At 58.6% G+C, this 12,139-nt stretch carries 5 protein-coding genes; 3 read left to right on the forward strand and 2 right to left on the reverse strand.

The genetic code is table 11. The features are described 5' to 3' along the window. The first annotated feature begins 183 nt into the window (after window positions 1-183). Both sspA and sspB read left to right on the forward strand, forming a co-directional pair. Window positions 184-825 (forward strand): stringent starvation protein SspA, encoded by a 642-nt coding sequence (gene sspA, locus H7K56_RS13390; protein WP_021507753.1) that lies wholly within the window; start codon window positions 184-186, stop codon window positions 823-825. Window positions 826-828: 3 nt separating this feature from the next. Next, the gene (sspB, locus tag H7K56_RS13395) at window positions 829-1,314 is read left to right on the forward strand and encodes a ClpXP protease specificity-enhancing factor (RefSeq protein ID WP_021507752.1); all 486 of its coding nucleotides are present in this window, start codon (window positions 829-831) and stop codon (window positions 1,312-1,314) included. A 111-nt stretch (window positions 1,315-1,425) separates the two neighbouring features. On the opposite strand, the gene H7K56_RS13400 is transcribed toward sspB, so the two are convergent. Beyond that, window positions 1,426-3,180: a sulfite reductase subunit alpha gene (locus H7K56_RS13400; protein WP_150361677.1), complete on the reverse strand. Its 1,755-nt coding sequence runs from the start codon at window positions 3,178-3,180 to the stop codon at window positions 1,426-1,428. A 53-nt stretch (window positions 3,181-3,233) separates the two neighbouring features. Next, window positions 3,234-8,765: a glutamate synthase-related protein gene (locus tag H7K56_RS13405; RefSeq protein WP_150361678.1), complete on the reverse strand. Its 5,532-nt coding sequence runs from the start codon at window positions 8,763-8,765 to the stop codon at window positions 3,234-3,236. Window positions 8,766-9,649: 884 nt separating this feature from the next. On the opposite strand from H7K56_RS13405, the gene arcB reads away from it, so the two are divergent. Further along, the gene (gene arcB, locus H7K56_RS13410; RefSeq protein WP_150361679.1) at window positions 9,650-11,983 is read left to right on the forward strand and encodes an aerobic respiration two-component sensor histidine kinase ArcB; all 2,334 of its coding nucleotides are present in this window, start codon (window positions 9,650-9,652) and stop codon (window positions 11,981-11,983) included. The last annotated feature ends 156 nt before the right edge of the window (window positions 11,984-12,139 follow it).

Genomic DNA, 12,139 nt, shown 5'->3' on the forward strand with positions numbered 1-12,139 from the left:
TTAAAATCTGGTAAACTGACTGACACTTTGCGCCCGCGAGTCGCGGCGTTGTGCATGCTGCGCCTGTCGGGACGACCGGACGATGCGCGTAACGCCCGGCTGTGTGCGAATCTGATGAGCAGGTGAGTCGCCGCGTGGCTGGCCATTCGCAGTATTTTTTTGTGAACAAACTTGGAGGTTTTCATGGCTGTCGCTGCCAACAAACGTTCGGTAATGACGCTGTTTTCTGGTCCGACTGACATTTTCAGCCATCAGGTACGTATCGTGCTGGCTGAGAAGGGCGTCAGCGTGGAGATCGAGCAGGTTGAAACGGATAATCTGCCGCAGGATCTGATTGACCTCAACCCGTATCGCACTGTGCCAACGCTGGTCGACCGTGAACTGACGCTGTATGAATCCCGCATCATCATGGAATACCTCGATGAGCGTTTCCCGCATCCGCCACTGATGCCGGTTTATCCGGTCGCGCGCGGTGAAAGCCGTCTGATGATGCACCGCATTGAGCAGGACTGGTACAGCCTGATGCGTACCATTGAAACCAGCAGCGGTGCCGAAGCCGATGCCGCGCGCAAGCAACTGCGCGAAGAGCTGCTGGCCATCGCGCCGCTGTTTTCACGTACGCCGTTCTTTATGAGCGAAGAGTTCAGCCTGGTTGACTGCTATCTGGCGCCGCTGTTGTGGCGTCTGCCGCAGCTGGGTGTGGATCTGGCTGGCGCAGGTTCGAAAGAGCTGAAAGGCTACATGACGCGCGTATTTGAACGTGACTCCTTCCTCGCTTCTTTGACGGAAGCCGAACGTGAAATGCGCCTGCAAGCCCGGGGCTAATCTATGGAAATGTCGCAACTTACTGCCCGCCGTCCCTATCTGCTGCGGGCCTTTTATGAATGGCTGCTCGACAACCAGCTGACGCCGCATCTGGTGGTGGATATCAATCTGCCTGGCGTACAGGTGCCGCTGGAGTACGCTCGTGACGGACAGATTGTCCTGAACATCGCACCGCGCGCGGTGGGTAACCTTGAGCTTGCCAACGATCAGGTACGCTTCAATGCGCGTTTCGGCGGCGTGCCGCGCCAGGTATCCGTGCCGATGGCTGCGGTGCTGGCGATTTACGCGCGCGAAAACGGCGCCGGCACCATGTTCGAACCGGAGCCCGCTTATGAGCTGTCCGGCGACGAGCAGGAAGGCGGCCAGGAAGAGACGTTAATGTCGGTGATTGATGGTGACCGTCCGGACGATGCGACGGATGACGACTCTTCACCGGATGATGAACCGCCGCCGCGCGGTGGACGTCCTTCACTGCGCGTAGTGAAGTAAATCGCGGAAAATAAAAAACGGGCTGATTAGCCCGTTTTTTTATGCCTGTGTCGCGGCGCGGCTTAGTGCGCAGCAGACCAAAGGGAGCGTAGCGCTCCCTTTGTACCGATCTTAATAAACGTCGCGCAGATAACGCTTATCTTTCTTCAGCTGATCGATATAGGCTGCGGCACGCTCGCTGGAAAGACCACCGAACTGACGCACCACTTCATACAGCGCGGCATCGACATCCTTCGCCATGCGTGAGGCATCGCCACAGACGTAGAAGTAGGCGCCTTCCTGCAGCCAGGCGTACAGCTCAGCGCCTTTCTCCAGCATGCGGTTCTGCACGTAAATCTTCTCTTCCTGATCGCGGGAGAAGGCCAGGTCGAGATGCGTCAGCAGACCGCTCTGCTGCCAGCCCGCCAGCTCATCCGCGTAAATGTAATCATGTTCCTGATGCTGGTCGCCGAAGAACAGCCAGTTTTTACCTTCAGCGCCGGTCGCCTGGCGCTCCTGCAGGAAGGCGCGGAACGGCGCGATGCCGGTACCCGGACCGACCATGATCAGCGGGGCGTTATTGTTCGCCGGCACGCGGAACGCTTTGTTCGGCGAAATAAAGATCGCCGGCTTCTCTCCGCGACGCACGCGTTCAGCCAGATAGGTCGAGCACACGCCTTTACGCTCGCGGCCACCGCTGTGATAGCGCACGGAAGCGATGGTCAGATGGACCTGGTTAGGGTGCGCCTTCGAGCTGGACGAAATGGAGTAAGCACGGTGCTGCAGCGGACGCAGCATCGCCACCAGCTCCGGCACCGACAGATTACGCTTCAGCTCGAGCTGCAGCAGATCCAGCGTATCTTTGCCCCACAGCCAGTTGGCCAGCGTATCTTTATCGTCGTGCTGCAGGACGTGCAGCAGCTCCTGGTTGGTGGTTTGCTGTCCGACCCACTCAATCAGCTTGCGCGACGGCTCAGAAATCTCGAACTGATAGGTCAGCAGATCGCCGAGGTTACGGTCAAAGCCCGGCACCGGGGTTTCGTAGTCGGCTTTCAGCTCGCTCAGCAGCAGGCTCACCAGCCCGGCATCGTTCACCGGGATCACGCCCAGCGCATCACCGGCTTCGTATTTCAGGCCGCTGTCGCTCAGGTCAAATTCGAAGTGACGGATATCTTTGGCGGACTGCTCGCCGGACAGACGCTTATTGGTCACCAGCGCCGCCGCGTACGGGTTTTGCTTGTTGCTGCCCGGGATCACCGGCGCTTCCGGCGCGCTCTCCAGCACCGTGCCGCTGCTGCCCGCGCTGGCGGCAAACTGTGGCATGGCGCTGCCAATCCACTCGCTGGAAGGCTCTTCGTAATCGATGTCGCAGTCGATGCGATCCACTACGCGTTTCGCCCCCAACTGCTCCAGGCGCATATCAATGAACTTACCGGCCTGGCAGAAACCGTCGTAGCCGGTATCGCCGATTGCCAGCACGGCAAAGTGCATCTGCTCCAGACGCGGCGCGGTGCTGGCTGAGATGGCCTGCCAGAACAGCTGTGCGTTGTCTGGCATTTCGCCTTCGCCGTAGGTGGAGGTGACGATCAGTACATGACGCATGGTGGCGAACACATCCAGATCCACTTCACCCAGCGCCTGCACTACCGGCACCAGGCCTTTAGCGCGCGCCGCTTTGGCTGCGGTCTGCGCCAGCGCTTCGGCGTTACCGGTCTGGGAGCCAAACAGAATATGCAGCTGGGTGGTGGCACTGGCGCCCGCTGCCGGTGCGGTCTGCTTGTCTTCTAATACCAGCAGGCGCGAGTGGAGACCGGCGAGAAACCCCGCCAGCCAGTATTTCTGTTCGCCGTTAAACGGCGCGTCTTCAGGAATGTAAGGAATCTTCATGGATATCAGTACTCAAACCGTTTTATCGTCATCAATCTTCTTTCGCAGCGCAATCAGGAGAGTTTCCCGACCGCGGCGGCAATCTCTGGCAGTGCGGCACGTGCAAACAGCTCTTCAAAATCAGGCAGATGGCCCAGCACCTCACGGTTGCAGGCGTCCTGATAAATGATCCAGCCATAGGTTGCCAGGCTGTCCATGGAGCGAATGTTGCGCTGCGTCAGCGCGGCTTTGTAATCCGACATACGCTTGGCGGCGATCAGGCTTGCCAGCTCATCATCGCTGTAGTTCTCAATGGCCGCACGGGCATGACGCTGCAGCTTGCTGACCAGCGCGAAATCTTCGGTCATCAGCAGGTTGCGAACCGCTTTCTCGACTGCCGCGTCTTCCACCGCTGTGCCTTTCGGCAGTTTGCCCAGCGCCAGCTGCTGCGCGAAGCTCAGAACGGTGTAGTTATTCAGCAGAACAAACATCTCCTGCGTATCGGTCGCGCCGTAGGCCGGTACCGCACCGTCGGCGATGGTTTTGCCCGCACGCCAGGCTGATTTGAACTTGGCAACCTGATGCGCGGCCAGCGACGTGGACAGCTCTTCCAGCAGATCCTTACGCGTTTTCGCTTTCAGAATTTCGCCGCCATCCTGATACAGCAGCAGCGAGCGCGGCATCACATAAACGAAGTGCTGACACTCGGTTTCCCAGTTCTCCAGCAGCCACGCCGCGCGCGGCGACTGGGTAGCTTCGAGGTGCCAGTGCAGCATGGTCAGCACTGCCTGCTTGTGCACCTGCGCCATTTCGTCTTCGTCAGCGATGGAGCCGAACAGCACCGAATCACCGGCGGCGTGCGCGGCCAGGGAACGATACGGATCGTACTGATAGGCGAAGCCGCCGCTCATGCCGTTACCGAAACCTTTACCAAAGGTGCCGAGGTTAAGAATCGCGCCGTTGGTCATGTATTCACAGCAGAAGTCGCCGACGCCTTCCACCACCGCGGTGGCGCCCGAGTTACGCACGGCGAAACGGTCACCGGCCTGGCCCTGAACAAACAGACGACCGCCGGTCGCGCCGAACAGCGCAAAGTTACCAATCAGCACATTGCCGTCGCTGTCCTGTGCGCCGCCGCCCGGTGACATCACCACCAGTTCGCCGCCACACTGACCTTTACCGACGCCATCGTTACAGGTGCCGTAATGCTTCATCTGCATGCCGTCGTTGCAGAACGCGCCAAATGACTGACCGGCTGACCCGCGGGTATCAATCTGCACTGTGCGCGGTGCCAGATATTTCCGGCCACGGTCATCCTGCAGTACCGCCGGCAGCGCGGCCAGCTGCTGCGCCGACAGCTCGTGGTTCAGCATGCGCTCAATATCGATCGCCAGCTGACCGCCAACGCTCTTGTTACGGTTGTTCAGCGTTACGCCGTTACCCAGCGTAATCTCGCGGCGGGCAGCATCAACCAGCTGCGCTTTCAGCTCTTCTACCCAGCCATCGTCCAGCTCGAAATCTTTTTCCAGATACACCGGCTGAGCGATCTTCTGCTCTGGCACCACGGTCAGCATGGCGCGCAGATCGAGTTTGCCCACTTCCAGCGGATGATCCATCAGGTGCAGCAGGTCAGAGCGGCCGCGCGCTTCACGCAGCGAACGCAGACCGAGGCGTGCGAGGAACTCACGCACTTCCTGCGCCACGTTGATAAAGTACTGCGCCAGCTGACGCGGATCGCCATCGAAGGCTTCAGCGTTAGTGGTGAGGCCAGCCGGGCATTTGACGTTACAGTTTTTCGCCATCACGCATTTCAGCATCATCAGCGCGGTGGTGCCAAACTCGAAGCTGTCGCCGCCGAGCAGGGCCGATTTGATCACGTCGCTGCCGGTCTGCTGTGCGCCGGAGCAGCGCAGCTGCACTTTGTCACGCAGCCCGTTCGCGCACAGCGCTTGGTGTACTTCGGCAATACCGATTTCCGCCACGCGCCCGGTGTATTTCAGGCTGGTGACCGACGCCGCGCCGGTGCCGCCGGTGTTACCGGCGACGTTGATGACGTCTGCGCCGGCTTTTGCCACGCCGACTGCGATAGTACCGATGCCTTCAGACGACACCAGTTTGACGATAACGCGCACGCGTGCCGCTTTACAGTCGTGGATCAGCTGCGCCAAATCCTCGATAGAATAAGTATCGTGATGCGGCGGCGGTGATACCAGCTCAACGCCCGGCGTACCGCCACGCGCGGCCGCAATCTCCACCGTCACTTTCGGTGCTGGCAGCTGACCGCCTTCGCCCGGTTTAGCGCCCTGGCCGATTTTGATCTCCAGCTCTTCCAGCATCGGGTCGGCCAGATAAGCCGCCCACACGCCGAAACGACCAGATGCCAGCTGTTTGATGCGCGATGCGCGAATGGTGCCGTGGCGTGAATAGTGTTCGCCACCTTCACCACAGTTACTCATTCCGCCCACCATATTGGTGCCGTGCGCCACCGCTTCGTGCGCCGGCGCGACCAGCGCGCCGTGGCTCATGGCGCCTGAGGCGAAGGTACGGGTGATTTCGTGCGCCGGCTGGACCTCTTCCAGCGGCAGCGAGGGCAGCGCGGTAAAGATTTTTGCCAGATAGTCTGCTGCCTGACCGTAAGCGGTAATGTGCAACACGCCTTCAGTGATGCTGATGCTTTCGATCTCATCGTTAAAGCGGGTTTTCAGCGCGCGTGACAGCGCGGCCAGACGCTCGCTCTCCGGCTTCAGGCCGGCAATAGCATCAATCAGACGCAGCTCAAACTGGTTGAGGCTGCCGTTCACCGCTTCGCAGCGCAGGCCGCGAATGGCGAAGCCGTTGTTGACCAGCGAGTAGCGGCCCAGCTTGCGGCCAAATTCGGCTTCGCTGTCCACGTGGGTCAGATCGCACGGCAGCGCGAGGATGTCGCGCAGCGCCGCCGGACGACGCTTACGCTCAGCGTGCATCAGGCTGGAGAACTGACGGTAATCCGGCGTGATAGCAAAGCTGTCGATCACCGCATTCGGGATGCGCTCGAAGCTGCTGTCTTTAAACGACTCGGCTTTGATGCTGAACGCGTTGTCCAGCCTGGCCAGCGTCATCAGACGGATAAAGTTGTCCTCTTCGCGCGCTTTGTCGGCGAAACGAATCGGCTGCTCTGTCATATCAATAAAGGTACGTACTGCGATGGTGCCATACGAGTGGCCCGCACCCTCAGAACGTTCTTTGAACAGACCCAGCAGTGGCACTTCGGCTTCGCCCTGAATTTTCAGTGCGCTCTGGTGCCAGTCCACCGCCATTTGCGCGATGGCCGGGAAGCCCGCGCCGCCCACCGGAGTTTTGATATTCGGGAAATATTTCTTCAGCACCGGATCTTCGGTATCGAGGAAGTTCGGCTCGAAGAACTCACCGCAGCTGTAGCTCTCAACGGTACACAGGCCCACTTTGCCCATGGTTTTCATCAGCGCTTTTTCTGCCGCTTTGGCATAGCGTTTGAACGCTTTGTTGCCTTCTTCACCTTCGCCAAACTTCTCTTCCGCGCGCATCTGTACGCCCAGCGGATACACGGCAGAGGCGCCGAAGCCGAGCGTGGCGGCGATATGGTGCGAGGAGATGCTCTGGCCGCTCTCGACCACCAGTGACACATCCAGACGCAGGCCTTCCTGCACCAGACGCTGGTTGATGGCCGACACCATCAGCAGCATCGGAATGGCAGCATGAGTTGAAGAGATATGGCGATCGGTGATCACCGCGATGCCGCCCTGCTGACGGGCAAAATCCACCACCTGCTGCGCCAGGTTATCGATAGCGTTTTCCAGCGCTTTGGCGTTGGCGGCGCGGCTGACGATGTCTTTACCGATGACCGGCTCATACAGCATCTCGAAGCGCGCATACGGCGCCACTTTCTGCTCGCGCAGACGCAGCATGTCCAGGTGGGTCAGGATCGGGCTTGGCACGATGATCTGCTGGCCTTTACTGCGGCCGAGGTGCGGTTTAGCGCCGAGCGCCACGCGCAGCGTCATGCCGTCCGCTTCACGGATGGAGTCGAGCGGCGGGTTAGTGACCTGTGCAAAGCGCTGCGAGAAGTAGTGCGCCATGCCGCCTTCATGATCGGACAGGCCATTGATGGCGTTGCCGTAACCCATCGCGGAGATCTTCTCAGCGCCGGTTTGCAGCATCGGGTCCATCATGAATTTGAAGCTTTCCTGGTTGTAGTAGTAAGCCACAAAGCGCTGATAGGTTTTCAGGTCGCCGCGATAGCGCAGCGGTGAGCCGAGTTTCTCTGCCGGCACTTCCGGCAGCTGCTGCAGTTCAACGCGTGCCGCCTGCACCAGGGAGAGATAATCTTTTTCCGCCGCCAGCTTTTCCAGCGCCTGCACGGTGGTGTAAGAGCGTTTCTCTTTGTGATCGTAATAGAGCATGCCGCCAGCTTCGATACGGCCACGGCGCAGCACGCTCTCCGGTGGGAAGGCGATCTGGCCGGCTTCTGACATCGCACCGATGTACTCAGCGGTTTCGACGGAGCGCAGCGGACGCAGGCCAAGACGGTCCAGCCGTGCGCCAATCACTTCGCCGTTACCGAAGATCAGCGCGGCGGGGCCGTCGTTCTTCTCTTCATACAGCGAGAAGTATTCGAGCATGGCGCGCACTTCAGCTGACAGCGAGGTGTCGTTTTCCCACGCCGGCGGCATCATTGAAACCACGGCGTTGATCAGATCGAGGTTATCTTCCATCAGACGGCTGTGGATGCTCTGATCGAGACGCGAACTGTCAGACTGGCCTTTTGGCCGCACGATCTTTTTGCCGCGCGCCAGCATCAGTGCCGCTTCCGCGATGCGGTTTTTACGGTCCGTGTTCAGCTCACCGTTGTGCGCCATCAGGCGGAACGGCTGCGCCATCGTGGTATGCGGATCGGTATTGGTGGAGAAGCGGGTATGGAAAAACAGTCCGCGCACCTGATGATCGGGATCGGTCAGATCTTTGAAGTAGGGAATCACTTCATTGGAGTTCAGGCGGGCTTTGAACACCTGAGTGCGCGACGACAGCGACAGCGGATAAAGGCCGCCGAATTCGCTTTCGGTAAAGGCGCGTGCTTCGATGTCCAGCAGCGCACGGTAAATGTGGCGCTCGAAGTCGCTCTGCTCAGTAACGTCCTGCGGTGCGGCAAACACCCACTGCACGATCGGCAGCTGGAACTGCTGTGCGGCCGGGCGCGTGACACTGTTGTCCAGCGGCATATCACGCTTCAGCAGCACCGGGAAGTTGTAAGCGGCCAGCGTCTCTTCAACCAGACGCTCTGCGTTCGCGCGCAGCGCCGCATCTTTTGGCACAAAGAAGTTGCCCACGCCAAAGCGGCCCGCTTCCAGCGCCTGACCGGTCAGCTTACGGAAGAAGTTCAGGGAGAGGTCAACGTTAACGCCTGCACCATCGCCCACACCCTCTGCAGACATCCCGCCACGGTGCGGTACCGTGCACAGGGCGCTATGCGCCATCTGCAGGATTTCATGGGTCTGCTCGCCGTCCTTGCGGGTAATGAAACCTACACCACAGCTGTCGCTTCCTGCTGATGGATCATACAAACCCCAGGGGTTAGGTTGTTGAGTGGACATTGAGGGTCTCCTTAAACTGCTTTAGACATTACCTGCATTATTTCAGGCACAGAGCGCTGCTGCGTGCTGTATCAATTTGTTTTCGCGCGCTTTTACGCGGACGTCGCAACACCGGACAACGACAATCAAGGCACTGATTCACGTCCTTGATTGGCTGTCCATAAAATCCGGTCTCTAAGGGAGATAACTTGCATCCAGAGGGAGTCTTCTTGCTGCATAGATATGCCGAGACACAGTCCCGACTGGAAAGCATCCAGCGGAATTCCAACTTATCGGGAAAGCGAACTCAGGTCAAATAGCCAGCTTTATTACGGTTAATCAGCCTTTTTGCGATTTAACTGTATGATTATTATGTTTTTATTACGTAAATATATGTCAATCTGACCTTTCTGATTCCCTTATGAAGTGTGAGCCGTCTCACTGTGTGATCGGCCTCATATTTCCAGACCATGCTGTTGAATGTGGGGATGCCAGCACAAAATTCTGTTTGGACCGTTTCGTGCACAGCATGTATCTGTTTTTCTTATGGCGGAACATTTGAATCAAAACGCGGTTGCCATTAGTAAAATTAATTAACCAGGGTGTGATTAAAACAGCACTTAAGCTGAATGGATATGCAATAACGGAAGGCAACCATCAGGAGGGATGGCTGCAGAAAGCGGATGCGCCGGGCACGCGGCACCGGGACCCGCAAAAGCGCGGCCCTCCAGATTATTCAGTTAGCAGAATTAGTCAAGCGCTTTAGGCATAAAGGCGGGAACGTCGGCGAAACGTCGCGCTGCTGCACCATAACAGGGCGTAAAGTCAGTCCGCACGGCGCGTGCGGCGGCGCAGCGCGCAGATAATTACGCTATGATGAGCCAGATTCGTTCAGGGAGCGCGTAATGAAACAGATTCGTCTTTTAGCACAGTACTACGTGGATTTAATGGTCAAGCTCGGGCTGGTGCGGTTTTCGCTGCTGCTGGCTTCGGCGCTGGTGGTGCTGGCAATGGTGGTGCAGATGGCGGTCACCATGGTGCTGCGTGGCCACGTTGAAAGTATCGACGTCGTGCGTTCGGTGTTTTTTGGCCTGCTGATTACCCCGTGGGCGGTCTACTTTCTCTCCGTGGTGGTCGATCAGCTGGAGGAGTCGCGCCAGCGGCTGTCGAAGCTGGTGGACAAGCTGGAGGAGATGCGCACGCGCGACCTTGAACTGAATCAGCAGATGAAAGAGACCATCAGCCAGCTGAACCAGGAAATCAGCGACCGTATTAAAGCAGAGCAGGCGCGCGAGCAGGTGATGGATAAGCTGCGCGAAGAGATGGCGCGGCGCGAGCAGGCGCAGATTGAGCTGGAGCAGCAATCTTCCTTCCTGCGCTCGTTCCTTGATGCCTCGCCCGATCTGGTGTTCTATCGCAACATCGACAAACAGTTCTCCGGCTGTAACCGCGCCATGGAACTGCTCACCGGCCTGAGCGAGAAGCAGCTGATTGGCCTGACGCCGCGCGACATTTATGACGAAGATGCCGCCACCAAAGTGCTGGAGACCGATGAGAAGGTGTTTCGCCACAATGTGTCGCTCACCTATGAGCAGTGGCTGCAGTATCCGGACGGGCGCAAAGCCTGCTTTGAAATCCGCAAAGTGCCGTATTACGACCGCGTCGGTAAGCGCAGCGGTCTGATGGGCTTCGGACGCGATATTACCGAGCGTAAGCGCTATCAGGACGCGCTGGAGAACGCCAGCCGTGAAAAGACCACCTTTATCTCTACCATCAGCCACGAGCTGCGTACGCCGCTTAACGGCATCGTCGGACTGAGCCGCATTCTGCTGGACACCGATCTCAACCAGGAACAGCTGAAGTACCTTAAAACCATTCACGTCTCGGCCATCACGCTCGGCAACATCTTTAATGACGTGATTGAAGTGGACAAAATTGAGCGGCGCAAAGTGCAGCTGGATAACCAGCCGCTGGATTTCACCGGCTTCCTCGCCGATCTGGAAAACCTCTCCGGCCTGCTGGCGCAACCGAAGGGGCTGAAGTTCGTCATGGCTCCGGAACTGCCGCTGCCGCACAAAATCTCCGCCGACGGCACGCGCCTGCGGCAGATTCTGTGGAACCTGATCGGCAATGCGGTGAAGTTTACCCGGCAGGGCGAAATCGTGGTGCGCGTCGCCTATCGCCAGGACGAAACGCTGCACTTTGAGGTGCAGGACTCCGGGATGGGCATTCCGCAGGAAGAACAGGACAAAATCTTCGCCATGTATTACCAGGTGAAAGATCAGCACGGCGGCAAACCGGCCACCGGCACCGGGATCGGCCTGGCGGTGTCACGCCGGCTGGCACAGGCGATGGGCGGCGATATCACCGTCAGCAGCGCACCGGGCAAGGGATCCTGCTTTACCGTTGAGATCCACGCGCCGCGCGTGGCGGATGAAGTGGAAGATGAGGATCAGGACGACAGCATGCCATTGCCGGCGCTGCATGTGCTGCTGGTGGAAGACATCGAGCTCAACGTGATTGTGGCGCGCTCGGTACTGGAGAAGCTGGGTTGCAGCGTGGAGGTGGCGATGACCGGCGGTGAGGCGCTGGCGATGTTCGATCCGCAGGAGTTCGACCTGGTGCTGCTGGATATCCAGCTGCCGGACATGACTGGCCTCGATGTGTCGCGCGCCATTCATCAGCAGCATGCCGGCGTGACGCTGCCGCCGCTGGTCGCGCTGACTGCCAACGTGCTGAAGGATAAAAAAGAGTATCTCGATGCCGGCATGGACGATGTGCTGAGCAAACCGCTGGCGGTGCCGGCGCTGACCGCGATGATCAAGAAATTCTGGGATTACCAGGCCGAAGCCGAAGCGGTGGTGAGTGACGCCGACGCGGAACAGTCACGCACGCTGCTGGATGTCGACATGCTGGAGCAGTATATCGAGCTGGTTGGTCCGGGACTGATCACCCAAAGCCTGACGATGTTCGAGCAGATGATGCCGGGTTATCTTGAGGTGCTGGACTCCAACATGATGGCGCGTGACCAGAAGGGCATCGCCGAAGAGGGGCACAAGATCAAAGGCGCGGCGGGCTCCGTCGGCCTGCTGCATCTGCAGAAGCTGGCGAAACAGATTCAGTCACCGGAATTGCCGGCCTGGTGGGATAACGTGCAGGAGTGGGTCGACGAGCTGAAGCACGAGTGGCGGCACGACGTTGAAGTATTGCGGAATTGGGTTGCGGAGCGGGAAAAATAGCGCGGGCCAGAAAAAAAATGACCCCAGTCGAAACCGGGGTGCGCGAATACTGCGCCAACACCAGGGAAATGGGCGCTGCTGCTATTATTAGAAATCGAATACAAAAGCAACAGCGTGGTATTGGTTAACGCTTCAAAATCACCTTAGCAAATTCGC

Origin of the sequence: Pantoea dispersa (assembly GCF_014155765.1) — a bacterium.
GTDB classification, from domain to species: domain Bacteria; phylum Pseudomonadota; class Gammaproteobacteria; order Enterobacterales; family Enterobacteriaceae; genus Pantoea; species Pantoea dispersa.

Bases quoted from the DNA above. Each gene is read 5' to 3' on its own strand.
- H7K56_RS13405 (WP_150361678.1), bottom strand. From the start codon at position 8,765: ATGTCCACTCAACAACCTAACCCCTGGGGTTTGTATGATCCATCAGCA.
- H7K56_RS13400 (WP_150361677.1), bottom strand. From the start codon at position 3,180: ATGAAGATTCCTTACATTCCTGAAGACGCGCCGTTTAACGGCGAACAG.
- sspA (WP_021507753.1), top strand. From the start codon at position 184: ATGGCTGTCGCTGCCAACAAACGTTCGGTAATGACGCTGTTTTCTGGT.
- arcB (WP_150361679.1), top strand. From the start codon at position 9,650: ATGAAACAGATTCGTCTTTTAGCACAGTACTACGTGGATTTAATGGTC.
- sspB (WP_021507752.1), top strand. From the start codon at position 829: ATGGAAATGTCGCAACTTACTGCCCGCCGTCCCTATCTGCTGCGGGCC.